Origin of the sequence: Planosporangium spinosum, assembly GCF_049999945.1 — a bacterium.
Lineage (GTDB): Bacteria > Actinomycetota > Actinomycetes > Mycobacteriales > Micromonosporaceae > Planosporangium > Planosporangium spinosum.
The window spans coordinates 168,446-194,154 of record NZ_JBLYUB010000003.1; the positions used below are offsets into that span (position 1 = coordinate 168,446).

At 70.9% G+C, this 25,709-nt stretch carries 27 protein-coding genes; 17 read left to right on the forward strand and 10 right to left on the reverse strand.

Translation table 11 applies throughout. The annotated features are described in order from the left end of the window. The first annotated feature begins 13 nt into the window (after positions 1 to 13). Entirely contained in the window at positions 14 to 970 is a 957-nt protein-coding gene (locus ACNTMW_RS05660; RefSeq protein ID WP_426632299.1) for a VOC family protein, read from the forward strand. 22 nt (positions 971 to 992) lie between these two features. Further along, positions 993 to 1,772, forward strand: coding sequence for an NAD(P)-dependent oxidoreductase (locus tag ACNTMW_RS05665; RefSeq protein WP_426632300.1), 780 nt, complete (start codon positions 993 to 995; stop codon positions 1,770 to 1,772). An 88-nt stretch (positions 1,773 to 1,860) separates the two neighbouring features. On the opposite strand, the gene ACNTMW_RS05670 is transcribed toward ACNTMW_RS05665, so the two are convergent. Beyond that, on the reverse strand, positions 1,861 to 2,514 hold the full coding sequence (locus ACNTMW_RS05670; RefSeq protein ID WP_426632301.1) for a GntR family transcriptional regulator: 654 nt from the start codon (positions 2,512 to 2,514) through the stop codon (positions 1,861 to 1,863). 233 nt (positions 2,515 to 2,747) lie between these two features. On the opposite strand from ACNTMW_RS05670, the gene ACNTMW_RS05675 reads away from it, so the two are divergent. The 5 genes from ACNTMW_RS05675 (at position 2,748) to ACNTMW_RS05695 (ending at position 7,519) form a co-directional block, all read left to right on the forward strand. Beyond that, complete coding sequence (locus ACNTMW_RS05675) at positions 2,748 to 3,581, forward strand: ABC transporter permease (protein ID WP_426632302.1); 834 nt, start codon at positions 2,748 to 2,750, stop codon at positions 3,579 to 3,581. Positions 3,582 to 3,583: 2 nt separating this feature from the next. Then, complete coding sequence (locus ACNTMW_RS05680) at positions 3,584 to 4,369, forward strand: ABC transporter permease (protein ID WP_426632303.1); 786 nt, start codon at positions 3,584 to 3,586, stop codon at positions 4,367 to 4,369. 2 nt (positions 4,370 to 4,371) lie between these two features. Further along, positions 4,372 to 5,259: an ABC transporter ATP-binding protein gene (locus ACNTMW_RS05685; RefSeq protein ID WP_426632305.1), complete on the forward strand. Its 888-nt coding sequence runs from the start codon at positions 4,372 to 4,374 to the stop codon at positions 5,257 to 5,259. 162 nt (positions 5,260 to 5,421) lie between these two features. Further along, positions 5,422 to 6,390, forward strand: coding sequence for an ABC transporter substrate-binding protein (locus ACNTMW_RS05690; RefSeq protein WP_426632306.1), 969 nt, complete (start codon positions 5,422 to 5,424; stop codon positions 6,388 to 6,390). Positions 6,391 to 6,499: 109 nt separating this feature from the next. Then, positions 6,500 to 7,519: an amidohydrolase family protein gene (locus ACNTMW_RS05695; protein WP_426632307.1), complete on the forward strand. Its 1,020-nt coding sequence runs from the start codon at positions 6,500 to 6,502 to the stop codon at positions 7,517 to 7,519. A 189-nt stretch (positions 7,520 to 7,708) separates the two neighbouring features. On the opposite strand, the gene ACNTMW_RS05700 is transcribed toward ACNTMW_RS05695, so the two are convergent. Then, the gene (locus ACNTMW_RS05700) at positions 7,709 to 8,506 is read right to left on the reverse strand and encodes a hypothetical protein (RefSeq protein ID WP_426632308.1); all 798 of its coding nucleotides are present in this window, start codon (positions 8,504 to 8,506) and stop codon (positions 7,709 to 7,711) included. 462 nt (positions 8,507 to 8,968) lie between these two features. Here ACNTMW_RS05700 and ACNTMW_RS05705 point away from each other — a divergent pair, with 462 nt between their 5' ends. The 4 genes from ACNTMW_RS05705 to ACNTMW_RS05720 are packed head-to-tail and all read left to right on the forward strand — an operon-like array spanning position 8,969 to position 13,094. After that, the gene (locus ACNTMW_RS05705; RefSeq protein ID WP_426632309.1) at positions 8,969 to 10,231 is read left to right on the forward strand and encodes an ATP-grasp domain-containing protein; all 1,263 of its coding nucleotides are present in this window, start codon (positions 8,969 to 8,971) and stop codon (positions 10,229 to 10,231) included. Positions 10,232 to 10,258: 27 nt separating this feature from the next. Further along, a complete protein-coding gene (locus tag ACNTMW_RS05710) occupies positions 10,259 to 10,981 on the forward strand; it encodes a 2OG-Fe dioxygenase family protein (RefSeq protein WP_426632310.1) in 723 nt (240 codons plus the stop codon). Continuing rightward, positions 10,981 to 12,339, forward strand: a complete 1,359-nt coding sequence (locus tag ACNTMW_RS05715; RefSeq protein ID WP_426632311.1) for a diaminopimelate decarboxylase family protein — start codon at positions 10,981 to 10,983, stop codon at positions 12,337 to 12,339. The genes ACNTMW_RS05710 and ACNTMW_RS05715 overlap by 1 nt, the downstream gene beginning before the upstream one ends. Continuing rightward, complete coding sequence (locus tag ACNTMW_RS05720) at positions 12,339 to 13,094, forward strand: sulfotransferase-like domain-containing protein (protein ID WP_426632510.1); 756 nt, start codon at positions 12,339 to 12,341, stop codon at positions 13,092 to 13,094. Before ACNTMW_RS05715 ends, ACNTMW_RS05720 begins: the two co-directional genes overlap by 1 nt. Here the strand turns inward: ACNTMW_RS05720 and ACNTMW_RS05725 are convergent. Next, positions 13,043 to 14,233, reverse strand: coding sequence for an MFS transporter (locus ACNTMW_RS05725; protein WP_426632312.1), 1,191 nt, complete (start codon positions 14,231 to 14,233; stop codon positions 13,043 to 13,045). The two genes, ACNTMW_RS05720 and ACNTMW_RS05725, sit on opposite strands and share 52 nt — an antisense overlap. Before the next feature lie 107 nt (positions 14,234 to 14,340). Between ACNTMW_RS05725 and ACNTMW_RS05730 the strand changes: the two genes are divergently transcribed. The 4 genes from ACNTMW_RS05730 to ACNTMW_RS05745 all read left to right on the forward strand — a co-directional run bounded on the left by ACNTMW_RS05730 (position 14,341) and on the right by ACNTMW_RS05745 (position 18,308). Beyond that, on the forward strand, positions 14,341 to 15,381 hold the full coding sequence (locus tag ACNTMW_RS05730; RefSeq protein WP_426632313.1) for a GNAT family N-acetyltransferase: 1,041 nt from the start codon (positions 14,341 to 14,343) through the stop codon (positions 15,379 to 15,381). 157 nt (positions 15,382 to 15,538) lie between these two features. Then, positions 15,539 to 17,293, forward strand: coding sequence for a putative bifunctional diguanylate cyclase/phosphodiesterase (locus ACNTMW_RS05735; protein ID WP_426632314.1), 1,755 nt, complete (start codon positions 15,539 to 15,541; stop codon positions 17,291 to 17,293). A gap of 126 nt (positions 17,294 to 17,419) precedes the next feature. Then, a complete protein-coding gene (locus tag ACNTMW_RS05740; RefSeq protein WP_426632315.1) occupies positions 17,420 to 17,656 on the forward strand; it encodes a glycerophosphodiester phosphodiesterase in 237 nt (78 codons plus the stop codon). A 91-nt stretch (positions 17,657 to 17,747) separates the two neighbouring features. After that, on the forward strand, positions 17,748 to 18,308 hold the full coding sequence (locus tag ACNTMW_RS05745; RefSeq protein WP_426632316.1) for a GNAT family N-acetyltransferase: 561 nt from the start codon (positions 17,748 to 17,750) through the stop codon (positions 18,306 to 18,308). Positions 18,309 to 18,392: 84 nt separating this feature from the next. On the opposite strand, the gene ACNTMW_RS05750 is transcribed toward ACNTMW_RS05745, so the two are convergent. Beyond that, a complete protein-coding gene (locus ACNTMW_RS05750) occupies positions 18,393 to 19,061 on the reverse strand; it encodes a trimeric intracellular cation channel family protein (protein WP_426632317.1) in 669 nt (222 codons plus the stop codon). Between the two features lie 20 nt (positions 19,062 to 19,081). Further along, positions 19,082 to 19,294: a hypothetical protein gene (locus tag ACNTMW_RS05755; RefSeq protein WP_426632525.1), complete on the reverse strand. Its 213-nt coding sequence runs from the start codon at positions 19,292 to 19,294 to the stop codon at positions 19,082 to 19,084. 84 nt (positions 19,295 to 19,378) lie between these two features. Here ACNTMW_RS05755 and ACNTMW_RS05760 point away from each other — a divergent pair, with 84 nt between their 5' ends. Next, complete coding sequence (locus ACNTMW_RS05760; protein WP_426632512.1) at positions 19,379 to 20,032, forward strand: class I SAM-dependent methyltransferase; 654 nt, start codon at positions 19,379 to 19,381, stop codon at positions 20,030 to 20,032. A gap of 401 nt (positions 20,033 to 20,433) precedes the next feature. Here the strand turns inward: ACNTMW_RS05760 and ACNTMW_RS05765 are convergent, their stop codons facing one another. Next, positions 20,434 to 21,318 (reverse strand): PhzF family phenazine biosynthesis isomerase, encoded by an 885-nt coding sequence (locus tag ACNTMW_RS05765; RefSeq protein WP_426632318.1) that lies wholly within the window; start codon positions 21,316 to 21,318, stop codon positions 20,434 to 20,436. 56 nt (positions 21,319 to 21,374) lie between these two features. Between ACNTMW_RS05765 and ACNTMW_RS05770 the strand changes: the two genes are divergently transcribed. Next, entirely contained in the window at positions 21,375 to 21,515 is a 141-nt protein-coding gene (locus ACNTMW_RS05770) for a hypothetical protein (RefSeq protein WP_426632319.1), read from the forward strand. 374 nt (positions 21,516 to 21,889) lie between these two features. Here the strand turns inward: ACNTMW_RS05770 and ACNTMW_RS05775 are convergent, their stop codons facing one another. The 4 genes from ACNTMW_RS05775 to ACNTMW_RS05790 all read right to left on the reverse strand — a co-directional run bounded on the left by ACNTMW_RS05775 (position 21,890) and on the right by ACNTMW_RS05790 (position 25,550). Further along, positions 21,890 to 22,594 (reverse strand): lytic polysaccharide monooxygenase, encoded by a 705-nt coding sequence (locus ACNTMW_RS05775; protein WP_426632320.1) that lies wholly within the window; start codon positions 22,592 to 22,594, stop codon positions 21,890 to 21,892. 376 nt (positions 22,595 to 22,970) lie between these two features. Further along, positions 22,971 to 23,951 carry a DUF1062 domain-containing protein gene (locus ACNTMW_RS05780; protein WP_426632321.1) on the reverse strand — a complete coding sequence of 327 codons (981 nt, stop codon included), beginning with the start codon at positions 23,949 to 23,951 and terminating at the stop codon, positions 22,971 to 22,973. A 558-nt stretch (positions 23,952 to 24,509) separates the two neighbouring features. Continuing rightward, positions 24,510 to 25,073, reverse strand: a complete 564-nt coding sequence (locus ACNTMW_RS05785; RefSeq protein ID WP_426632322.1) for a GNAT family N-acetyltransferase — start codon at positions 25,071 to 25,073, stop codon at positions 24,510 to 24,512. Between the two features lie 147 nt (positions 25,074 to 25,220). After that, positions 25,221 to 25,550, reverse strand: a complete 330-nt coding sequence (locus tag ACNTMW_RS05790) for an Imm51 family immunity protein (RefSeq protein WP_426632514.1) — start codon at positions 25,548 to 25,550, stop codon at positions 25,221 to 25,223. Between the last annotated feature and the right edge of the window lie 159 nt (positions 25,551 to 25,709).

The following is a 25,709-nucleotide window of genomic DNA, read 5'->3' on the forward strand; positions in this document are numbered from 1 at the left end:
TCCTGGAGTCCCCATGCCCCCATTGCACGAGATTGCCCACCTGGCCCACGTCGAACTGCACACCCCGGTACTCGACGAGAGTGTCGAATTCTTCACCCGGTACCTCGGCCTGACCGAGAACGGGTCGGCCGGGGACTCGGTCTTCCTGCGGGCCTGGGACGACTACGAGCAGATCACGATCAAGCTCATCGGGCACACCACCTCCGGCGTCGGGCGGACGAACCTGCGGGCGGCCAGTCCGGAGGCGTTGCAGCGCCGGGTCTCCGAGGTCGAGGCGACCGGCCGGGGGATCGGCTGGGCCGACGGCGACCCTGGCTACGGCCCGACGTACGTGTTCACCGACCCTGACGGTCACGAGTTCGGCCTCTACTACGAGTCGGAGTGGTACACGCCGCCGGCGGAGCTTGCGCCGTCGCTGAAGAACCAGGCCCAGGCGTACCCCTCCCACGGAGTCGCGGTACGGCGGCTGGACCACATCAACTACCTCGGTGTCGACCCGGTGGTCAACCGGGACTTCCTGCGCGACACCCTCGGCGCCCTGGTCACCGAGCAGATCGTGCTGAACGACGGCACCGTCTCCGGAAGCTGGACGACGTTCACGAACAAGGGCTACGACGCCGTCTACACCCGCGACTGGACCGGCACCCCGGGGCGGCTGCACCACATCGCCTTCGCCGTCGACACCCGTGACGGGATCCTGCGGGCCGCCGACATCGCCCTGGAGCAGGGCGTGCACATCGAGACCGGGCCGCACAAGCACGCCATCCAGCAGACCTTCTTCCTGTACGTGTACGAGCCCGGCGGCAACCGCATCGAGCTGTGCAACGCCGGCGCTCGCCTGGTGCTGGCGCCGGACTGGCAGCCGGTCGACTGGACCGAGGTCGAGCGGGCGAAGGGCCAGGCCTGGGGGCTGAAGACCATCGAATCGTTCCACACGCACGGCACGCCCCCGGTGGAGCCGGCGCCATGAGCGGGCGTGGCGAGGTGGCGCCATGAGCGAGCCGGTCCGGATCGCCGTCCTCGGGCTGGGGGAGGCCGGCTCGGAGATCGCCCGCGACCTCGTCGCGGCCGGCGCCGACGTCCGCGGGTACGACCCGGAGGTGACGCCGGCCGACGGTGTCGTCGCCCGCGCCGACGAGGCCGACACGGTCCGCGACGCCGACCTGGTACTCAGCGTCAACAGCTCCCACGACGCGATGACCGCGCTGGCCAACGCGCTGCCGTCGGTGCGGCCGGGCACGATCTGGGCGGACCTGAACACCGCCTCGCCGGGGCTCAAGGCGGCCCTGGCACAGGCCGCCGGATCGCACATCCCGGTCGTCGACGTCGCGCTGATGGCGCCGGTGCCGGGCAAGGGCCTGCGCACCCCCATGCTGGCCGCGGGTGTGGCTGCCGGCCGGTACGCGGACATCCTGTCCGGCTTCGGCGCGGAGGTGACGATCCAGCCGGGGCCCGCGGGCGCGGCCATCTCGCGCAAGCTGCTCCGCAGTGTCTTCTACAAGGGACTGGCCGCGGCGGTGGTGGAGGCGTTGGCCGCCGCGGAGGCGGCGGGCTGCGCGGACTGGCTGCGCGACAACATTGGCGCCGAGCTGGTCAGCTTCGACCACCGCAGCGTCGACCGGTTGATCGACGGCACCCGCAGGCACGCCCGCCGGCGGGCCGACGAAATGGCTGCCGCCACGGCGCAGCTCGAGGAACTGGGGGTCCCGCCGCGGATCAGCGCGGCCGCGCGGGACCTGCTGATCGACCTGCGCGACCAGGCCGGGCAGTAACCCGACGGGGCCGGTGGGTTACGCGACCACGCCGGGCGGTGGCTCGCCTGGCGCGGTCGGTGTCGCGGCGTTCTGCGCGTGGCCGGCGTCAGGCGTCGGTCTGCTGCAGCGCCGTGATGACGCTGCTCAGGTGGGCGCGCGCGGCGGCCTCCGCCTCGGTGGGCTCCCGGCGCGCGATCGCTTCGATGATCGCGAGGTGCTCGGAGAGGGAGACCTGCGGTCGACCGGCGCGCAGCGCGAGCCGGAACTGGTGCCGCACGAGTTGGCCGCCCAGTCGGTCGAGCAGCCCGGAGGCCACCGGCTGCGCCGCGTACTCGCGTACCAGGCGGTGGAGTTCCCGGTTGAGCGTCGAGTACTTCATCGGGTCGCCGCCGGCGACCGCGCGCTGCATCTGGTCGCCGAGGTCGGTCAGGGCGATGATCTGCTCGTCGGTGACCCGCTCCGCCGCCTTGGCGGCGCACAGGCCCTCGAGGACCATCCGGCACTCGGTGATCGCCACGGCCTCGGCCACGGAGACGACCCGGACGCGCGCACCGCGGTTCGGGATCCGTTCCACCAGACCCTCGGCGGCCAGGTCGATCAGTGCCGCGCGGAGGCTGGCGCGGCTGACGTTGAACGATTCGGCGAGCTCCGCCTCCACCAGCCGCTGTCCGGGCGCGAGATCGCCGTTGATCAGCGCGGTGCGCAGCGCGTCCGCCGCCAGTTTCGTGGCGGCGGCGCCCTCACGCGGGGTCTGTGCCATCGGGACCTCCTTGAGTCGCGGTCGACTCTACGGCGCGGATGGGCTGTCGAGAAAAATCGTCAACAATTTTCTCGACAGTTATTGCGACAGTCTTACGTGATGGTTACGGTCACTGTCACCGGGTGGCAGCCGCGAGCGGAACGCGTACCGACGAGAGCCACCCGCCCGCGTCGCCCGGCCCGTGAGTGGCGCCGGTCGAAGTCGATCACCCGACCTGAGGGAGAGCCCTAGCAGTGAGCAGCATCGACGCGCCGACCACGCGGGCGGGGGTGATTCCCGCCCGCCGGAAGCTGGCGCTGCCCGAACGGTCGCTCGGCCTGCTGGGTCTGGTCACCCTCGCCGGAGTCCTGGAGCTGTTACCGCGCACCGGGCTCGTCTCGGACCGGTACTTCCCGCCGTTCAGCGCGATGGTCGGCGCTCTCGTCGACGCGATGGGCAGGCCCGAGTTCTGGAGTGCGACGGGACAGACCCTGCAGGCCTGGGGGATCGGCCTGGCCATCGCGCTCGCCGCCGGCGTCGGGCTGGGACTGCTGACCGGCAGCGTGCCCGTCGTAGCGCGGCTCACCGCCTCGACGATCGAGTTCCTCCGGCCGGTGCCCTCGGTGGCGCTGATCCCGCTCGCCGTGTTGGTCTTCGGGACCACCAACATCCGCTCGACCCTGCTGCTGATCGTCTACGCCGCCTTCTGGCAGGTCCTCATCCAGACCATCTACGGCGTCCGGGACGTCGACCCCGTGGCCCGCGAGACGGCTCGCTCGTACCAGCTCGGGCGGTGGGCCCGGCTGCGCCACCTGGTGTGGCCGACGGCTCTGCCGTACGTGATGACCGGCGTCCGACTCGGCGCCGCGGTGGCGCTGATCCTGGCCGTGACGGCCGGGATCGTCGGCATCGGGCAGGGGCTGGGCTGGCTGATCGTCAAGGCCCAGTCCGGTAACGACGTCGCAAGCGTCTACGGGCTCGTGCTCTTCACCGGCCTCCTCGGCGTGCTCGTCAACCTGCTCGCCCGGGCGCTGGAGCGGCGCGCGCTGGCCTGGCACTCCTCCGTGCGCGCGGACCTCGGGGGCTGACGATGAACCGGTTCCTCCGCCTGGGCAGTGGCGTGTTCTTCGGGCTGGTCCTGCCGGTCGTGCTCGTCGCCGCCTGGTGGTTCGGCTCCGCGAACAGCGCCAACTTCTACTTCCCGCCGCTGCCGAACATCCTCAGGACCTTCGGCCACACCTGGTTCGGCGACCGGCTTCGGGCCGACGTCGTACCCAGCGTCGTCCGGCTGCTGGCCGGCTACGCGGGCGCGGTGGTCCTGGGGGTGACCCTGGGCGTCCTGCTGGGAGTGAACCGCGGGCTGCGGCGGTTCACCGAGCCGGTGCTGGAGTTCTTCCGGGCGATCCCGCCACCGGTACTCATTCCGGTCCTGTTCCTGTTCGCCGGCATCGGGAACACGGCCAAGGTCATCGTCATCGTCTCCGGCGCGGTCTGGCCGATCCTGCTCAACACCGTCGAGGGTGTCCGGGCGGTCGACGAGGTCCTCTCGGACACCTCGCGGTGCTACGGGGTCACGGGCCGGGCGCGGCTGCGGCACCTGGTGCTCCCCGCCGCGGGCCCGCAGATCGTGGCCGGCATGCGCCAGGCGCTGTCGATCTCGATCATCCTCATGGTGATCAGTGAGATGTTCGCCAGCTCCAACGGGCTGGGCTTCACGATCATCCAGTTCCAGCGCACCTTCGCCATCCCCGAGATGTGGAGCGGCATCATCCTGCTCGGCCTGCTCGGGTTCGTGCTGGCGGGTGCGTTCCAGCTGTTCGAGCGGCGCAGTCTGCGCTGGTACCAGGGCCTGCGTCGATCGCAACGAGGAGAGTAGGCATGAGCGACACACTTGCCGCCCCGCAGACGCAGGACCGCGACGTCCTGCTCGACGTCCGGGGCGTCCAGAAGATCTACACCGGCCAGGGCCGCACCGTCGAGGCCGTACGCGACCTCACCTTCGCGGTGCGGCGGGGCGAGCTGGTCTGCATCGTCGGCCCGTCCGGAGCCGGCAAGACGACGCTGCTCAAGTGCGTCGCCGGCCTGCTCGAGCCGACCGCGGGCACGGTGACGCTCGACGGCCAGCGGGTGACCCGGCCCCCGAAGTCGATGGCGGTGGTCTTCCAGGAGTACGGGCGCAGCCTCTACCCCTGGAAGACCGTCCGGCAGAACGTCGAGCTGCCGTTGAAGCAGAAGAAGCTGCCCAAGGCGCGACGGCAGGAGCTGGTACGCGAGGCCCTGTCGGCCGTCGGCCTGGGCGACGTGCACGACGCGTACCCGTGGCAGCTCTCCGGCGGCATGCAGCAGCGCGTGGCCATCGCGCGGGCCGTGGCGTACCAGCCGCAGGTGCTGCTCATGGACGAGCCGTTCGCCGCGGTGGACGCCCAGACCCGCGCGGACCTGGAGGACCTCATCCGGTCGCTGTGGCACCGGCTGGGCGTCACCATCCTGTTCGTCACCCACGACATCGAGGAGTCGGTCTACCTCGGTGAGCGGGTCCTCGTGCTGTCCTCGTCGCCCACGGTCGTGTTGGAGGATCTCCCGATCGACCTCCCCGACGAGCGCAGCCAGCTCGAGACGCGCTCCGGGCGCAGGTTCGCCGAGCTCCGTCACCACGTCTACGAGCAGATCCAGCTCGCCAAGCACCGTAGAGGCTCCGAGTCCCGTCCCGACGCGTCACCGGGCGGTGCCGGACCGCACGACGTCGCGCACGTCCACGCCGGGTAGGGGAGGCCGCCCTACCCGGAGTCGACGCCGGTCCACCGTGCCCCACCCGGAAACGACGGCGCCCACCGCAGCACGGATGCGCGGGGGCAGTCGAGCACGGCCCGCTGACGGCGGTGCTCGCCGATCGCGCTCGCCCACCATCCACCCAGCAAAGGAGCTCATATGCGTCGCCTGCTCGCGCCGGTCGTGGCGCTGTCCCTGTTCGCTCTCGCCGCCTGCGGGTCCGGCGGTGGGAACTCCACCGCCAGCTCCGGGGCCGGCGGCACCACTCACCTGAAGGTCGGTGTCATTCCGATCGTCGACGTCGCACCGATCTACCTCGGCAAGGAGAAGGGCTTCTTCGCCCAGCACCACATCGATCTGGAGCTGGTGCAGCAGTCCGGCGGTGCGGCCGCCATCCCCGGCGTCATCGCCGGCGACTTCCAGCTGTCCTTCGGCAACGTGACCTCGGTACTGCTCGCGGGCTCGCAGAACCTGCCGCTGCGCATGGTCGCCGAGGGCGTCTCCTCCACCGGCGACCCGAAGACCGACTTCGCCGGCGTGGTGGTGGCCCCGGACAGTCCCATCCAGTCGGCCAGGGACCTGGCCGGTAGGACCGTGGCCATCAACAACCTCAAGAACATCAACGACGTCACGACCCGGTCCGTCGTGGAGAAGGCCGGTGGGGACCCGGCCAGCGTCAAGTTCCTCGAGCTGGGCTTCCCGGACATGCCCGCGGCGGTGGCCAACCACAAGGTGGACGCCGCCGTGATGGTCGAGCCGTTCCTCTCGGCGGCGACCGCTCAGGGGGACCGGGTGATCGCGGCCAACTACGCCGAGGCCACCACCAACCTGACCGTCGCGAGCTACTTCGCGACCCAGCAGTACGTCTCGCAGAACAAGGCCGTGATCGACAACTTCCGGGCGGCCCTCAAGCAGTCGCTGCAGTACGCGCAGGAGCACCCGGACGAGGTGCGGCGGATCGTCACGACGTACACCACGATCAAGGCCGACGTGGCGCAGAAGATCAAGCTGCCCGCCTGGCCGCAGGACATGAACGTCGACTCGGTGCAGACGATCGCCGGGCTCATGCACAAGTACGGCGTCACGCAGAACACCGTCGACGTCACCAAGCTGCTGGCCACGGGCTGACCTCGCCGACCCCGACGACCGGCCACACCCGCAACGGCGCACCGCGCCGGCGCTCCCACCCGTCGGAGCGCCGGCGAGCTGCCGAGCACGAACACCCCGGAGGGGACGCGTGATCATCGACTGTCACGGCCACTACACGACCGCGCCGGAGGCGCACACCTCCTGGCGGGAGGCGCAGCGGGCCGCCTTCGGCGCCGGCCAGGAGCCGCCCCCGTACCCCGGGATCTCCGACGACGAGATCCGGGAGTCGATCGAGGGCAGCCAGCTGCGGCTGATGGCCGAGCGCGGGATCGACCTGACGATCTTCTCCCCCCGGGCCTCGGCGATGGGTCACCACGTCGGTGACGAGGCGGTCAGTACCCGCTGGGCGCAGGTCTGCAACGACCTCATCGCCCGGGTGGTCGGGCTGTACCCGGACAACTTCATCGGCGTCTGTCAGCTCCCGCAGTCACCCGGGGTACCCATCGCGCACTCCGTCGCGGAGCTGCGGCGCTGCGTCGAGGAGCTCGGGTTCGTGGGCTGCAACCTCAACCCCGACCCCAGCGGCGGCCACTGGACGTCCGCGCCGCTGACCGACCGCAGCTGGTACCCGTTCTACGAGGCGATGGTGGAGCTGGGCGTACCGGCCATGGTGCACGTGTCGGCGGTGACCAACCCGAACTTCCACGCCACCGGGTCGCACTACCTCAACGCCGACACCACCGCGTTCATGCAGTTCCTGCAGGGGGACCTGTTCACGGACTTCCCCGACCTGAGGTTCGTCATCCCGCACGGTGGGGGAGCGGCGCCCTACCACTGGGGCCGCTTCCGGGGCCTCGCCGACATGCTCGGCCGGCCCGCGCCGGACGTGTCGGTCATGCGTAACGTCTTCTTCGACACCTGCGTGTACCACCAGCCCGGCATCGACCTGCTGTTCGACGTCATCGGCGTGGACAACATCCTGTTCGGTTCCGAGATGGTCGGTGCCGTCCGGGGCATCGATCCGCGGACCGGCCGCTACTTCGATGACACCCGCCGCTATGTGGACGCGCTGGACCTGGCGCCGGGAGACCGCGAGAAGGTCTACGAGCGCAACGCCCGCCGTGTCTACCCACGACTGGACGCGGCGCTGACGGCCAGGGGCCGGTGAGGGCAGCCGCCTGCCGGCGTCAGGCACGTTTGTACTCCCGGCCGGGCGCCACGTGGGCGGGGCGCCCGGCCGGGGCACGTCATCGGTGTGTTCGTCCGTCCACGTGGTCGTGGCCGGACGGGTTCCCGGTGTGGCGGACGGCGACGCGCCACCATCGGCCTTGCCCGGAACCTACGCGTCCCTCGGGCGTCAGTTCTCGCTCGACGCCGACACGGGCTCGGTCTCCGGCTCCGGGGTCTGCCGCTGCGCCGGTACGGACGCGTTCGGCTCCTCGGCGTGCCGCGAATCCTCGGCGTGCCGCGAATCCTCGGCGTGCCGTGGTTTCGGCGGCGCGGGCTGGTCCGACATCTCGGCGGTGAGGTCGTCGGGCTCCGCGACCATCTGTGGCTGGTCGACCCAGAGGGCACGCAACTGGTTCTGCATGAACGCCGTCAGCCGCGCCCGGTACTCCCGGTCGAACCGCTCCAACGCCTCGATCTGCTGTTGCAGGCCCTCGCGCTTGGCGCCGAGGCTGCCCACGAGGTCGTCGTACCGCCGCTGGGCCTGCTGCTTCAGTTCCTCAGCGTGCTGCTGGGCGTTGACCGCTATCGTCTCCGCCTGGGCCATGGCCTCGGACACGATCCGGTCGGCGTTCCGCTGCGCGTCGTCCACACAGCTCTGGGCCTCCCGCGCCGCGCGCTCGGCCTCGGCGCGCGCCTCCGTGAGTACCTTGTTCGCCTCGCGCCGCACGTTCTGGGCGTGGGCGTCGGCGTCGCGGGCGATCTGCTCCGCGGTGGCCATCGCCTCCTCGCGGATCTGTTCCGCCTGCCGGTGCGCGATGCGGACGTGCTCCTCGGCCGTGCGCTGAGCCATGGTCAGCACCTGCAGGGCCTGGCCCGACGCGTTCGGGTTCGCTGCGCCCAGAGGGTCCTCGGTGGCCGTGATATCCGGAGTCGGCATTCCGTTGAGCATCACCTTGGCACGACCCTTCATCTGGTTGTCACTCACGAAAGGCCTCCGTACGTTCGGCTCACACGCGCGGCTTCACGTCGACGAGGCGTTGGTCCGGCGCGACTTGATGGTGGGCGCTTCCGTTGTCAGTACCTGCGCCCCACAGCGGACACGGGTCATGATCGGCGGCATGTTACCAACCCGCGGAGCAGGAGCGCGAGATCAAGTTTCGGTGACGATGTGGCCACCCTCTGTTGTGGTGGTACCGCGCGCGGTCGTCGTATGGCACTGACGAGCGGTCCGGGTGATTCACGTACATCGACTCGTCGGGCCGTGACGCGTGGCGGGCCCGCGCCGGCGTCGCGGGTGGTCGTCGGGTCTCCTACAGGATCATGACAACAACGTTGGTCGATGTTATGTTGGCCGGGGTTGGCGCCGCGTGGTGGTCGTATCACACCACGTGATTGCCCGTGCCTGCCACCGCGTTAGGGACGTGCCTGCCACCGTGTTAGGGAGCAGATGGCTGCTGATGACATCGTCGTGGTCGTCGAAGCACAGCACTCCTCCTCGGGGCTGCGCCCGGTGGAGGTCGTGACGGGGCTCGGCCACCGCGCCGCGTTCGTGACCGACGCGCCGGAGCGCTATGCCGACCTGCCGAACTTCGCCGCGACCGTCGGCGCTCCGAGCGTGGAGGTCGTGCGCGGTGACACCGGCACCGTCGACGGTCTGCTCGCCGCCGTCGAGTCGGTCAGCCGGGGCCGCCGGCTGCGGGGGGTCTACACCCACTGCGACTACAACCTGGCGATCGTCGCGGCCGTGGCGCGCAAGCTGGGGCTTCCCGGGCTCCACCCGGACGCCGCGCTCCGGGCCCGCAACAAGCTGCTCGCCCGGCAGGCGTGCGTGGCGGCCGGCGTGCCGTGCCCGCGGTTCGTGCACGCGGTGACGCTGGCCGACGCCCTCGCCGCGGCCGCCGACCTCGGCCTGCCCTGCGTGGTCAAGCCCCTGACGGAGTCGGCCAGCACCGGGGTCCGGCTGTGCCAGACGACCGAGGAGGTCGCGGCGCACTTTTCGGCCATCGTCAGCCAGCCGAACGACGCCCGCGGCCAGCGCCGCCCACCGGGTGCGTTGATCGAAGAGTATGCGCTGGGCTACGAGGTCAGCGTCGAGACCGTGACGGTCGGCGGGACCACGACGGTACTCGGGGTCACCGACAAGCTGCTCGGCCCCCACCCGTACTTCGCCGAACTGGGCGACACGTTCCCGTCGGTCCTGCCGGAGCCGGTCGTCACCACCCTCGCGGACACGGCGACGGCGGCGCTGGCCGCGGTCGGGCACGACTTCGGCGCGGCACACACCGAGGTCAAGATGACCGCAGACGGACCGCGGATCATCGAGATCAACGCCCGGATCGCGGGTGCCGAGATCGCCACCGAGATCGAGGCCGCGCTCGGCGTCCCGGTGCTGCGGGAGGTGGTGACGATGCACCTCGGCGAGGTCCCGGACCTCACCCCGGTCCGCCGGCGCGGCGCGGCGACCCGGTACCTGATGCCACCCGCCGCGGGCGTCGTCTCCCGCGTGCACGGTGTCGCGCTCGCCCGGCGGGTGCCGGGCGTCGTCGACGTCGAGGTACGCGCCGAACCGGGCACCGTGGTCGGCCTGCCGACCAGCAACCACCAGCTGTACGGCCATGTCGTGGCGACCGCGGACACCGCCGTGGAGGCGGCCCGGCGCGCGGACACGGCCGCCATCCAGATCTCCCTGGAGCTGCACGACCCACACTGACGAACCGACGAATGGAGGGCTCCACCGATGACCCTGACGGGGGACCGCGCGTACCATGTCATCGACATTCCCACACCGTCGCCGGACGTTCTCGCCGAGTTCGAGACGCTGCCGTTCGACCCGTACACCGGCGGCAGGCAGCGGTACCGCCGCTTCTCGCAGTACCGCCTGTCGTTCGACCGGGCGGCCGACTCCTGGCGGATGGAGCTGCTGCCGCACCGCCCGTTCCTGCAACCGCGACGGGTCAACGGGCTCGTCGGCGGCGTCCAGCGGAACTTCGAGCCGCTGCGGATCGACCCGACACCGCAGATCGTGGCCGGCGTCGCCGCACTCGACCTCGACCGCGACCGGGACTGGCAGGTCAACGTGCACCAGTGCCGGGTGGTGACCGACCCGGACATCGCCGGGGTGTCGGTCCCCGAGGGGCCGCACCGCGACGGCCACCAGTACGGCATGCTCGCCGTCTTCGCCCGCCACAACATCGACGGCGGCGAGAACCAGCTGATGCCGGTGGGCGGCGGTGAGCCGTTCTTCCGCGTGACGCTGCAACCCAACCAGGCGCTGGTCTACTCCGACGGCGCGATGTGGCACACCGCCACCGACATCGTCGCCCGCGACGGCACGGGCGGCCACCGCGACCTGTGGATCGTCGCCTTCAACGACTGGGAAAACCGCAAGTACGGCGAGGAGTTCGAGCGCGCTGCCATGGCCGGTGACGGCACGGCGGCCGTACCCCACGGTGCGGCCTGATGCGACCGTCGCCCGATGGGTTGTCCGCGGCGCTGCTCCACGAGGTGGCCGAGACGTGGGGCACCCCGGTGTACGTGCTGTCGCCGCAGCGGCTGCGGGCCAACCTCGACACGCTGGCGCGCGCCCTCGCCCCGGCGCGGATCCTGTACTCACTCAAGACCAACTACCTGCCGGCGGTGACCACGATGCTGCGGGCCGCCGGGGCGGGCGTCGACGTGGTGTCCGGGTACGAACTGCGCGCCGCGCTCGACGCGGGCTTCCCGACCGACCGGATCGTCTTCAACGGACCGGTCAAGACGGCGGCGGAGCTGCGGGACGCGGTCGATGCCGGCGTCTTCGTCAACATCGACGGCGAGGAGGAGATAGAGATCCTCAGCCGGCTAGCGGCCGGGCGTGCGGAGCCGTTGCCGGTCGGGCTGCGCGTGTACCCGCCGGAGGACGTGTACCCGTCCGTCGACCGGTACCCGCCCGGCGCGCCGTATCCGGAACCGGGGGACCGGCCGGTGCGGCGGCTGCCGTCCAAGTTCGGCTGGCCGATCGCCACCGGGGACGCCGACCGGATGGTCGAGCGGATCCTGGACTGTTCCGCGCTGCGCCTGACCGGCGTGCACTGCCACCTCGGCTCGCAGATCACCCGGACCGACGCGTTGCTCGCGGCGATGGGCTCCCTGATCGGCTGGGTGGCTGAGCTACGCCGGCGGGCGCCCGTCGAGCGGCTCAACGTCGGCGGTGGCATCGGCGTACCGGGGATCCAGCGCATCCCGGGTGCGGTCGCCGGACTGAGCGAGGTCAGGGCCGCCCGGGAGGAGCCGCCGCCACCGCCGCTCTCCGTGCCCGGGTTCGGCGCCGGCCTGCGTGAGCTGCTGCGGGCGTACGGGCTGACCGGGCTGACCCTGGAGTGCGAGCCGGGCCGGGCGCTGGTGTCCGACGCGATGGCCCTGGTCACCAGGGTGGTCGGGGTGAAGCGGACCGGTCAGGGCACGTGGGTGCTGCTCGACGGTGGGCTCAACCTACTGCCGACCGCCGGGGTCGCCGAACGGCACCGCTACGAGCTGCTCCGCGACGGGACGTCCCGGGCGCCGGAGGAGCCGGTGATGCTCGGTGGTCCACTGTGCTACGAGGGTGACGTCTTCTCGTTGACGGCCGACCTGCCCGGCGACGTGCATACCGGCGACGTCGTCGTCGTCCACGACGCCGGCGCCTACAGCGTCACCCGGGCCACCAGCTTCAACCGGCCGCGCATCCCGGTCGTCGCCGTCTCCGACGGGCGGAGTGCGCTGTGTTGGCGGGGGGAGAGCTATGAGGACATCTTCCGGTTCGCCGTCGCGCCCGGCCGCCACGCACAGGAGGTAGCGTGATGCGTCCCCGCCGGGTGATCGCGGTATGGGGGGTGCCGCGTTCGGTGTCCACCGCGTTCGAGAAGACCTTCGCCGAGCGCGCCGACACCACCGTGGTACACGAGCCCTTCACCGACTGCTACTACTTCGGCCGCGCCCGCCGCTCGGGTCGCTACGGCGACCAGCCGCACAAGGCCGACCGGGACGGCCCGTGGGCGGTGGCGGAGATCGACCGGGCGAGCGGCCCGGTTGTCTTCGTCAAGGACCTGGCCTTCCAGTCCGAGCCGTACCTCCCGGACGACGTCCTGGCCCGCCTCACCAACACGTTCATCGTCCGCCACCCGGCCAGCGTGCTGGCGTCACTGAACCCGCTCAAGCCCGACTTCACCGAGGACGAGTTCGGGTTCCTGGCGCTGGGCCGGCTGTGGCACCGGGTCGTGCACACCCTGGGGCAGCCGCCGGTCGTGGTGGAGGGTGACGCGTTCCGTAGCCACCCCGAGGAGGTGCTGTGCGACTACTGCGACCGCGTCGGGCTGGACTTCGACCGGCGCATGCTGCACTGGAACGACGGGCGGATCCGGCCGTGGTCGGCCGACGAGCGGGAGTCGCAGGCGAAGTGGCACGCGACCCTGGAGCACAGCACCGGCATCCTGCCTCCGGTTCCCCGACCGCCGGTATCCGTGCCGGCCCGGTTCGCCGCGGCCTACGGGCGGGCGGTGCGGATCTACGAGGAGATCTCCGCGGCCGCCCCGGTGCGGCGGCCGATCATCGCATAGCCGGCGGCCGCGGCGGCTCCCAGCGCCGCCACGCCGATCCACAGCGTGGTCTCGCCGAACCGGTCGCCCGCCGGCAGGCCGATCCCGGGTGCCAGCGCGCTGCCCAGCCAGACGCTCGCGGTCACCACGCCGAGGTACGTGCCCTGCCGGCCCGGGGGCGCGATGACGACCGCGGTGTCCTCGCTCGCCGGCCCCCAGACCAGGTCACCCAGGACGAACAGCACGACCAGCATGAGCAGGACCGCCATTCGTACCTCGAACAGCAGCACCAGGAAGGCGGCGCCCATCAGGGTCGCGCCGCCGACGAGCCGGGCGACCGCGGGGAAGGGGGACAGCCAGCGGGTGATGCGCAGCTGCAGCAGGACCACCAGCGCGGGGCCGAGCGCGTAGAGCAGACCCCAGGTCGCCGGTGCGATGCCGTGGGAGCGGGTCAGCACGACCGGCAGGACCACCTCGTACGTGTACACCACCGTCCAGGCGGCGGTCGTGGCGAGCAGGACGGTCCACAACCGGGGGTCACGCAGCGCCGCGCCGGGCCCGGCGCGCCCGGCCGGCCCGGCCGCCGCCGCGTCCGGGGCGCCGCGTCCGGTGCCGGTACGCAGACCCAGCAGGAGGGAGCAGCCGAACGTCACCGCCAGCCCGAGGTGCAGCGCCCACCAGTCCGTCTGGAGGAGCGCGGCGCCGGCCAGCGGGCCGGCCAGCGACCCGAGGTTGGCCACCAGCCGGTACGCGGCGAACGCCGCCTCCCGGCGGCCGGGTGCGGCGGCCCGCACCAGGGCGGCCCGCTGGGCGACCCCGCGTACCGGTTGCGCGAACGTGATGACGACCAGCAGCGCGCACGCGGTCACCACGCCGATACCCGGTACGAGCAGCGCCAGGCACGCGAGGGTCTGCACACCCGCGCCCGCGACGATCACCGGGCGCGGGCCCAGCCGGTCGCTCGCGCGCCCGCCGAGGTAACCGCCGGTGACCCCGCCGACGCCGGCGACCACGTACGCCAGCGCGACCTGACCGGAGGACGCGTGCAGCGCGGTGACCAGCCACGGACTGAAGAAGACGCCGAACACCGCCAACGCGGTGAAGTTGGCGAGGACCGAACCGAGGATGGGGCGCAGTGGAGCCGGGATCTCGTCGCCCACCACGCGCTCCGCGAGAGAACCCGGCGAAACCATGCCCCGAGTAAAACCGGCCGGTCACCGGAGTACCAAACTGCCGGGGGTGCCTCGGCCACAGTGGAGGGAGCGGCATGCCGGTACGCGTGACGGAGGTGGCCCGGGTGGCGGACCTCGGCCCGGCGGAGTGGGACGCCACGGTGGACGGTGGTGGCTTCTACGCGGCGTCACCGTGGCTCGCGGTGGCGGAGGCGACAGCCGACCTGGCCCCGTTCCACCTGGTCGCGCAGTCCTCCGATGGGGACCGGGCGGCGCGGGCCACCCTGCCGTGCTACCCGGTGGCGGCGACCTCGCCGTTCCCGCTGTGCCGCGCCGACCTGATCACCGGCGGGTCGGCCGGCCTGATGCCGAGTCTGTTCTGCGGTGGCCGCCATCCCGCGCACACCGGGGTCAACGCCGCCGGCGTACCGCCGGCGGACCGGGCCCGGCTCACCGACGCCCTGCTGGCCCACGCCGAGCGGGCCGCGGCCGAGCGCGGCCTGCGCTCGGCCGGCATGCTCTACGTCGACGCCGACGACGTGGTGACCCGGCGGGTACTCGCCGACCGGGGGTACGCGATCGGCGCGCACGCCACCGCCGCGGTGCTCGACGTTCCCGGCGCCGGCCTGGACGGGTACCTCGCCGGGCTGCGGTCCAAGACCCGGATCATGGTGCGCCGGGAGATCCGCCGGCTCGCCGACGCCGGGTTCGGCGTCTCGGTCCACCCGGTCACCCCGGAGGTCCAGGACGACCTCGACCGGTTCGAAGGCGCGCTGAACGCCAAGTACGGCGGCGCCTTCGACCCGGGCGCCGTGCGGCGGCTGCGCGAGTCGATCGCGGCGCACCTGCCCCGGCACGCCCGGGTGGCGTTCGCCGACCTCGCCGGCCGGCGGTGCGGTTCGGCGCTGTTCTTCCGCTGGCGCGACGAGCTGCACGTCCGGACCGCCGGCTTCGACTACGCGCTGAAGGGCGACCTGCCCGGGTACTTCGGGCTGCTCTTCTACGGGCTGATCGCGCACGCCCACGAGACCGGGGTCCGGCGGATCTTCTACTCCACCGGCGCGGAGCGGGCCAAGCGCTCCCGCGGCTGCGTGCTCGTCGGCCAGGACGCCTTCGTCAAGCGGCTGCCCGGTTGATCGCGACCCACCCGCTCCGCCGCGGCGACGAAGCGGGGAAGGTCCCGGACCGGGTCACATGGGAAGATCACTCAGATGGTGGTGTCCACTGCCGACGATGACCTCGCAGAGAACAAGCGCTCGCATGCGCCACCGATACGTGAGGTGAGACGGCGCGATGGAGGAACGTGGCCTTGCGCCCCGGCGGTTGGCCGAGCTGGCGACCGGGGTCGAGCCCGTACCGTGGTCGACCCCGGTCCCGCAGGTCGAGGAGCTGCTGCGAGCCGACGCCGCGCTGCCCGGTGTGGTCGTGCGGGCCCCGGACGGCAGCCTGCACCTGATCGGGCGGGCGGCGCTGGAGGTGCACCTGACCGGGCGGCTGGGCTTCGGTCGGCTGCTGCTGGCCCGCCACGCCATCGGAGAGCTGGTACCCGAGATCACCCTGCGCCTGGACGCCGACACCGACGCGGAAGCCGCGGCCCAACGCGCGCTGGACCGGCCCGAGAGCAGCCGTGGCGACGACGTCCTCGTCGCCTGGCCCGACGGTGCGGTCGGAGTCGCCCGGCTCGACGAGCTGCTGACCCACCTGGCGGGCCGGTACGCCGACCTCGCCCACCGCGACCCGCTCACCCACCTGGGTAACCGGCGGGTGCTGGTGACCGAGGTGGCCCGCGTGCTGGACGAGTCGGACCAGCCGGTGGCGTTGTTCCTGCTGGACCTGGACCGGTTCAAGGAGATCAACGACGCGCTCGGCCACGACGTCGGTGACGAGCTGCTGTGCCACGTCGGCGACGCGCTGCGCCGGGCACCGCTCGGCGGCGCCACGATCGTACGGGTCAGCGGCGACGAGTTCGTCGTGGCCGTACCCGACCTCACCCGGCTGTTCCCCGCCGAGGTCGCCGCGCTGCCGGTCGCCGACCGGCTGGTCTGGATGGGCCGCCAGCTGCGCACCGTCGTGCAGGGCCCGTTCACGGTCGCCGGGGTCCGCATCGGCGTCGAGGCCAGTGTCGGGGTGGCCTACGCACCCGACCACGGCCGGGACCTGTCCACGCTGCTGCGCCGGGCCGACGCCGCCATGTACGACGCGAAGCGTCACCGCGCGGCGGTGCGGGTGTGGCACGACGACATCGCCATGCCGCTCGGCGAGGACCTGCAGATCCTCACCGAGCTGCGCACGGCGATCACCGATGGCCAGCTGCGCCTGCACTACCAGCCACAGGTGGATGCGACCACCGGACAGGTACGGGCGGTCGAGGCGCTGCTGCGCTGGCAGCACCCCACGCGCGGGCTGCTGCCGCCGGCGGCGTTCCTGCCGCAGGCGGAGGTGTCCGACATCGTCGTCGACCTCACCGACTGGGTCATCGACGAGGCCGTGGCCAGGGCCGCCGCGTGGTTGCGCGCCGGCCGGGCGGTGCCGGTGTCGGTCAACGTCTCCGCCGCGTGCCTGGCCGACGACCGGCTCGTCGGCGTCATCGCCGCCGCGCTGACCAGCCACGGCCTGCCCGCAGCACTGCTGACCGTCGAGGTCACCGAGAGCCTGGTCATGACCCAACCGGTCGAGGCCGCCCGCCGGCTGTCGGAGATCCGCGACCTCGGGGTACGCATCTCCGTCGACGACTTCGGCGCCGGCTACACCTCGCTGGCGATGCTCACCGAGCTGCCCATCGACGAGCTGAAGGTCGACCGCGGGTTCATCACGCGGATGGACGACTCGTCGGCCCACGTCACGATCGTCGCCGCGGTCGCCGAGATGGCCCGCAGCCTCGGCCTCACCGTCGTCGGCGAGGGCATCGAAGACCTGCCCACCGCCCACACGCTTCGTGACCTCGGCTTCCACCTGCTCCAGGGCTACTACTTCAGCAAACCGGAACCGCCCGAACGGCTGTTCCCGCCCGTGGACGCGCCGGCGCCGCGCACCGTCACCACCCGTTGACGTCTCCGCGCGGCGGCAGCGACGGGGCCGGATGCGGCGGTACGGGTCCGCCAACGTTCACGGCCCCCTCACGCCAGGGCCGACCCCGGCTTCCGCTTCTACGTCGACTTCTACGTCGACGAAGCCATGGTGACGGAGGCGTACGCCCGCGGCCTGAAGGTCATCCCGTGGACCTGCGACGACCCCGCCACCGTCGAGGCCCTCATGGATCTGGGCGTCGACGGCATCATCACGAACTACCCCGACCGCGTGCGGCAGATCATGGCCGACCGGGCATGCGGCTGCCGAAGGCGTACCAGAAACGGCACTGACCGCGGCCATCTGACCGCCGGCCAGGTAGCGTCCGGTCTCGTGTCGACGTGATGTCGTCACGGGCGGCGGATGGGGCCGTGACACGCCCATGAGAAGATCCCTCCGCGACATCCATCGATTCCGGTGGAGGGGGAGGGCGACGATGTTCACGGTGTCCCTGGGCGACGACGGCGCGGAGCTGCGTCCGTTCGAGCCGTGGCGGGCCGAGGAGTTCCTGGCCCACATGGACCGCGGACGGGAGTTCATCGGGCGGTACATCGGGCTGGCGGACGCCGTCACGGACGTGGAGTCGAGCCGTTCGTTTCTACGGTCGTACGCGGAGAAGGCCGCGTCCGACGCCGGGCGGATCTACGGCATCTGGCTGAAGGACACGCTGGTCGGTGGGGTCCTCTTCCGGACGATGAACGTCGAGCAGGGCACTGCCGAGGCGGGCTGCTGGCTGGAACCGTCGGCGGCGGGCAAGGGGCTGGTGACCCGGGCCGCGCGCGTGATCATCGATTGGGCCGTCGAGGAACGGGGCATCCACCGCGTGGAGTGGCGGGTGTCGGCGGGGAACAAGGCGAGCATCGCCGTGGCCCGGCGGCTCGGCATGGCCAAAGACGGCGTCCTGCGGGAGAGCTACCTGCACCGGGGGAAGCGCCACGACATCGAGATCTGGTCGGTGCTCGCGCCGGAGTGGCGGTCGGCACGCGGTCGGGTGTGACGTCGGTGGGCGACGACCCGCTCGCCGCCTCCACCGTCGGCCGCCTTGAACCTCGCGTACGCCTGTTCGCCGATGGCGGCCGCGTCAGGGATTCCCGTCCCGCGCCGATGATGCTCGCCAGTCGCGGCTGCCCGGCAGCACCCAGCCGCGGACGAACGCGGTCGCCCGGAACAGGGTGCCCACCACGATGCCGGCGACGATGCCGATGGTGGGTGAGTCGAGCCGGCTGCACCCGACCATGACGCCGCTGACCAGTACCGCGACGGTCGCGTACAGGGAGTTTCCGCCGAAGATGGCCGGCGTTCTGGCCAGCAGCAGGTCCCGGATGGCCCCGCCGCCGACCGCCGTGATGGTCCCCAGCAGCACCGCGGGCAGCCAGCCCAGTCCGACGTCGAGCGTCTTCTGTGCTCCGGCGACCGCCCAGACGCTGAGGGCTACCGCGTCGATCAGGTTGAACGCCAGGCCGGAGGTGTGGCGGCGCAGGTCGAGCAGGAAGGCGAGCAGGGTACCGGCGGCGGCGGTGGCGAGGTAGCTGTAGTCGGTCAAGGCCACGGGTGGGCCGTGCTGGAGCAGGGTGTCGCGGACGATCCCGCCGCCCAGACCGGAGACGACGCCGATGACCAGGAAGCCGAAGAGGTCCAGCTTCCGGTCCCGGGCGAGTACCCCGCCGAGCAGGCCGTTGGCGAACACGCCGGCCAGGTCCAGCGCTCGCGTCACGTCGGCGACCTTCTCCGGTGACAGCCAGCCGGACATGGGCCTACGCTCCTCTCCACTCACGTCAGGGAACCGCGTTCGAGGCCCCACGTTGCGCGGAGAACGATCCACGCCCAGGCCACCTGGCGCACTCTAGCCTCGGCGTCGAGCTCGATGATCAAGGTGGGCCGCCTGCCGCCTGCCGCCTGCCGCTTGTAGAACGTGTCGTGGAAGTCCGACGGCCATCTCGTTCTGTTTCGCCAGTGTGCGACGCCGTTGTCGAACTCGTGCATCGTCAGCGGCAGGCCACTCCTTCCGGCGAGACGTACCCGGGGTGCGTCGCGACGGGACGCCGCTACCGCCCCGAGCCGTCGACAATGGCCTACATGACCGTCCGGTACAACGAGGTGCTCGGCCCGCTGCGCCAGGCGTACGACGCGCGCGCCGCCTGGCGTGACGGGATCACCAAGACGCCGTGGAAGCTGGCGGAGCGGCGGGCGTTTCGTGACCGGCTGACACCGGGTACGCGGCTGCTGGAGATCGGCGCCGGCACCGGGCAGGACAGCGCCTACTTCCAGGAGGAGGGCTTCGCCGTCGTCGCGTCCGACCTCTCACCGGTGATGGTCGAGCACTGCCGGGCCAAGGGCATCGAGGCCCACGTCATGGACTTCCTGCACCTGGACGTCCCGGTCGGCTCGTTCGACGCGGTGTACGCGATGAACTGCCTGCTGCACGTGCCCAACCGCGACCTGCCCGCGGTCCTGGCGGGGATCCGGGCGGTCCTGCGCCCCGGCGGGTTCTTCTTCGTCGGCGTGTACGGCGTGTACGGCGGGAACGGCAGGAACGAGAGCGCCGAGGGTCCCATCGACGATGATGAGCACGTGCCGCCGCGCTTCTTCTCGTGGCGCACCGACGAGCAGCTGCTCGGCTTCGCCACCGCATGGTTCGATGTCGTGGACTTCCACACCGTCGACGTCGGCGGTGACCACCGGTTCCAGTCGCTGACGCTGCGCCGCCCGGACCCCGAATAGCGGACGGGCCCAGGCCGCTTCCATAGGCGGGTCAGAGCCATCCGTTGGTCGCGGTGATGTGCCATACGACCTGGTAGCGCACGGGAGACCTTGTCGTATCGGGTCGCGATCGCACGGCGGCGTGCGAGGCGAGTGACGCCGCATCGCAGAACGCGCTTGGCGGGCTGGATGTGCGGTGGGTCTCGTCGCTCACGCGGGTGCGCATCGACCAGCGGGCGGCCGTGACCGACGGCCCGCGGACGGCTGCGGCGCAGCACGGTTGAGCAGGCTCCGATAGCGGCTGAGTTGAGTGGCGGCGTTGTCGAGTGGCGGCCTTGAGCATGGCAAGGTCGTGCGGCTGACCGGTGCCGGTCCCCGCCGCTCCCAGGGCAGCGGGGACCACGGGGTGAGCCTTTGCCTCCCTACCGGATCGGCCTGGCGCCGCCGGTCACCCGCACGCGGTCGTCGTCGCCGGTCACGTCGACGAGCAGGCGGCTGGGGCTGCCCATGTCCGCGCCCTGAAGGAGCGTGATCCGCGCCGGAAGGTCCACGAGGTGGAGCGCCCGGAGGTAGCCGCCGAAGGCGGCCGCGGCCGCTCCGGTGGCGGGGTCCTCTACGACACCGCCGGGCGGGAACGGGTTGCGGGCGGAGAACAGCAGCGGCGTGTGGCCATGTACGAGTTGGAGCGTGGTCCAGCCGCGCTCGGCCATCAGGGCTGCCAGCGCGTCGTAGTCGTAGTGCAGGTCCGCCAGCCGGGTGCGGTCGGACACGGCGAGGACGAGATGGTTGTTGCCGGCGTACGCGACATGCACGGGGTACCGGGAGTCCAGGTCGGTGGCGCGCCAGCGGAGCGCGGCGAGAGCGGCGGCGAGTTCCTCGGCCGAGGCGGGCCGGGTACGGGTGGGGACGCTGGTGAGCGTGGCGGTCCAACCGGCATCGCTCTCACCGGTGTTCACCTCGACCGCGCCGACGAGCGTCTGAAACAGCAGCGGCCCGCCGCCGCGGCGTTCGGCCAGGGCGACGGCGGCGGCGATCGTTGCGTGCCCGCAGAACGCCACCTCGGCCAGTGGGCTGAAGTACCGTACCTGGAATGCCCCGTCCCGCTCGGTGGGTTCGAGGAACACCGTCTCGGAATAGCCGACCGCGGCGGCGACCGCCAGGCGGGTGGCGTCGTCGAGGCCGGTCGCGTCCAGCACCACACCCGCGGGGTTCCCGCCGGCGGCCCCGTCCGGGAAGGCGGCGTAGCGCAGCACCTCCACGTCGGCGGCCTCGGGACGCGCGATGGTGGCGTCGTCTGTGTCTGTCATCGATAACCTCCCACGGCCAGTCTCGCCGCGCAGCCCCATCGAGTCCAACGATGATCATGAGCCTGCCCGCCGGCGAACTCGACCGGCGCATCACCACCATGGCCGACCGGCTCGGCCGCCGACGACCCCACCTCAAGGAGGTCATCGACACCGTCGACACCCTCGTCGGTGACACCGCCACCGCCGTGTGCCGATAGCCGCCACCCCCGGCACCTCGAACACAAGCACCGATCCCGGCCCGGACAGGCATCACCAGCCCGCATCCATGCCCACTGGGTGGCGATCGCCTCCAGGTCGGTACCGCCGTCGCCGCGCGGCTGTCCATCGACGCTACGGTGTCGATCGCCGGAACCACTGCCCTCGGCGGTCCCGTGGTGCTCGCGTCGGTCCCTGTTCGCCGGGTCGGACCGAGCCGTGGACCGCCTCGCTGAGCTGATCCGGGCCTGGCGGAGGCCCTGAGTGGGCGTGCCATGCCCGCCACCGCAACAGCCGCGTCGGGTCGTGGTGACTCGACATGCGACTCGCGGGCCGCGTCCTGCGACGCGACCCGCGAGCGTGACCGGCGGTGACATCAGGCGATATTTACGTCGCTGCAGAAGAAGTACGCCTGGTCCATGTGGCTGGCCTGCCAAATCGTGAACACGACGGCGCGCCCGGAGTGGCTCGCCGTGGCGTTGATCTTCAGGTCGACGCCGCTGGTCGGCGTGGTCACCTTCTGCCACTGTGAGGCTGGCGTCTTGCCGACCGTCGTCACCAGGTCCAGGTTGCCCCAGCCCAGTCGCTGCGTGGTCGGGTTGAAGCCCTGCTTGGTGACGTAGACCCGGACGAAGTCGGCGCCGTGGCTGGCCTGGTCGTGCAGGGTCAGGGTGAAGTTGCGGCCGATGTTCTTGGCCTGCCAGTTGCCGACCGCGTCGAGGGAGTCACCGAGGCCACCCTGGGCGTGGTTCATGCTGCACAGCGTCCCGTCCGGGACCGCGGCCTGGAAGTTTCCGGCCATCCCGTTCTGGTACAGGCTCATCCAGTTCCACATCGTGTTCGGGTTGGCCTGCCAGGCCTGCCAGCACATCGGGTCCTGGGTCTTCATCTCCGGCGACTGGAAGTTGCTGCCCCACCGCTGCCAGCAGCCGAAGTTGCGGGACGGCGCGTCGATGATGTTGCCGTGGGCGAACGCGCGGGTCGGCGCTGTCCCCGACACGGCCACGACGGCCAGAATGGCCGCCGCCAGGGCAAGCGCCCTGAGGAGCCAGGTGCGGCGGGGTGTGGCGGATCCTGCCATCGGACACCTCCTTGTAGCGAGCTTGGAATATTCACGTTAATCGATGTCCATCTTGACCGCTAGAGGCGATTTGCAGTAGATCTACGGTGTGTTCCCGGCTGGTCGCGGTGGACGGGTTTCGAGCGTCGCCGCCATCACTGCCATCACCGGCGACACCGGGACCGGCCCGCGACGGTGCAGCCTCCACATCCGCCGGTCTGCGTCGGTAGCCATAGTTGGCCCGCGATCCGCCGGGCCGTGCACCTCGGCACCGCCTGGCATGCTCTCGACGTCAACGTCGACTGGCTGGAGCACGAGGGCGTGCCGATGCTGAGGCAGGTCGCCGAGAACGAGGACCGGGGCGTCCGCGCGCCGACGCCACGGGTGACGCTCCGGCTCAGGGTGCGGCGGTCGCGGAGGCCGAGCGCCGCACCGGAGAGGGGACCTGCGTCAGATCGAACGGGACCTGCACCGACTGCGCGCGCTGAACCCGACGTACCTGGTCCTGGACGGCGATAATCCCGACGCCGGCGACCACGACGACATCGGCCGGCACTGGCGTGTTCTGGATGCCGTCCGGCAGATGCTCTGACTGGGTGTGACCCTGTTCGTCGAGTCGAGTCGAGTCGGCCCGGGTCGGGCCAGCGCGCACATCCATCCGGACATGCCGAGTTGAGTGAATTTGATCAAGCCAGAATGCAGTAGACGGCAACGAACGGATGTTGCCAGAAGTGGGGACATAAGCGAGCCGGCCTACGTCCCCACTTCTGATTCCCGCTGTACGCGTATCTGGCGTGGTAGCGGCTGCGACTCGCATCGCTAGGGGTGCAAACCAGTTCATCGAATCCCTCATCACGATGAAAGTGAATCCGGCGCTCGTCGGACGGCGCAGGGAAATGTCGCACTTGATCCGGCGCAGTACCTCGTTTCTGCTGAGGCGCAGCCCTTGCGCGATGAGCCGCTCCGGGCGGACCGGCACCGGATCCTCGAAGTCGACCTCCACCTGCAGTGGCCACGCCTCGTCGAGCCGTGCCGGCGGGGTGTCCAGCTGCCAGGCCCCCTGCCAGTCCAGGGTGAACCGGTTGCGCCGGGCGAGCAGCGGATCCAGCAGCGTGGCCGCCACGAGCTCCGGATCGTTGGCGTGGTAGCCGTCGAGCAACGCCGGTTCGAAGGATCTGACCGGCGCTCGCTCGTGCACGGTGAGTTTGCTCGTCCGATTGCAGGACACGCAACGGACCAGCAGCCACACGTCCAGCAGTTTGCCGTTGGCGTTGACGCGGAACCTGCCCTCGCCGGTGGTGGCCGACTCCGACCGGCAGTCCACGCACCGCAACGACAGCAGAGGCAGCCTGGTCCGGCGAACGATCCAGGGCAGCACAGTATGAGGTTGTGAAGACATGATGATCTCTCTGAAGACCTGACACGAGGCCGATTGCGCGCGGCCTCAAACGCTGCATGAACGGGCGCACGCGGGCAGCCCGGCAGAACCGACGGGAGGGTCGGCCTGTAGATGCGCGGAAGAAGGCGTCAGGTCTAAAGGGCAGGCGGGGTCACGCGGTTTGTCCTCTGTCCTCGCTGCGACGGGGCACCGGCAACCTACGGGAACACGGAAGGAGGGCTCAAACGGTTTTCCGGCTCGGAGAGTGATCCGCATGCTGGGGTGCACGTCGGGATCTCGTTAGACCAGGAGCGTGCCTTGCTCACGGTGGCGGAAAGCGGCGACAGCGAAGCCGTGGCCGAGGTCGTCGAGGGGCGCTTCCGCGGACAGCGTGAAGGCTGGGTCGGCTGCACGCTCATGTCGAATTGAGGATGTCAGCCAGCCGATGTTCGTGCACGATGGGCGAATGCCGCGCAACATGCTGCTTATGTGCCCAACGCGTTGCTGGGGCGTCTGGTCGGCTTCCGTCTCCTAACGGCAAGCGGCGCGGGGCAGTGGCTAGTGCTGTTCCCACTGCTCCTTGGTGATCTCGTACCGCACACCCCCGTCCTCAGAGCCCTCGACCATCTGCATGTCCGGGGGAGTGTCGAGGGTGTCCGTCATCGTCATGCCGACCTTTTCCATCACCTTCCGCGAACCGCCGTTCACGGCCATCGTCTCGGCCCAGACCATGCGCACGTCAAGCTCCGTGAACGCCTTGCTCAGCAAGGCCCTTGAGCCCTCGGTGGCGTACCCCTTGCCCCATTCCGGTTGGCGCAGCCGGTAGCCGAGTTCGACCTCGTCCAGCGGGCCTCCCCGCTCGGGACGCAGGAGGAACCAGCCGACGAAGGCACCGCGGTCCTTGTCCTCCGCCGCGAACAGCCCGAAGTTGCCGCCCCACCTCTCGTAGCCGGCGAGGATGCTCGGCAGGTCACGCTCGCGGATGTCTTCCGGTGCGGTCGGCTCGCCGCCGGTCAGGTAGCGCATGACCGCCGGGTCGCTGTCCAGTTCGATCAACAGGTCCGCGTCGGCGGCGGTGAAGCGGCGCAAGGTCAGACGTTCGGTGTTCAAGTAGGCATTCACGAGCGCAGTTTGGTCTATGCAGGCGGAAAGGACCAACGCTTTTGCGGCCGGGGTGCCGTCCCGGCGCACCCGAGTTCATCGGACGCGGCTACTCTTCTGCCGCGATCCGCGTGACCAACCTTTGCCCTGAGCTGGGCTGCGCGGTAATCAGTCGTCGAACTCGAAGCCGCGATCCTCAGCGAGCGCGACGAGCCGCCGCAGCCGATCGGCGTCGGTCGCCACTGCGGTCATCAGGGTGGTCAGCTCATCGAGCGCCGGCCGATCGGAACCGTGGGCGACGAACGTGTCGCCCTCGGGGTCGTAGTCGAAGCGCCCTTCCAGGTGTGGTGCCTCGGTGTCGACCAGCAGTTGGGCGATGCCCTCCCAGAAGTATCCGTTGGGCTCATGGCTGAGTTCCTCGATCACCTCGTCGACGTCGGTCGTTCCGGCGTCGAGCATCAGCGAGAACTTGCCCGGGGAGGTCTCGACGATACGCATCGGTTCCACGGCCAGAGTGTGTCACCCGGCGGGCGGCGCCAGTGTCGCAGGGTAGGCCGCATGCCGACCCCGCCAGCCGTCTGCACGCCGAACTGCGCCCTTGGCTGACGCTGTGGGGGGAATAGTTGCTGGTTCGAATATTCCTATTGCATCGATACT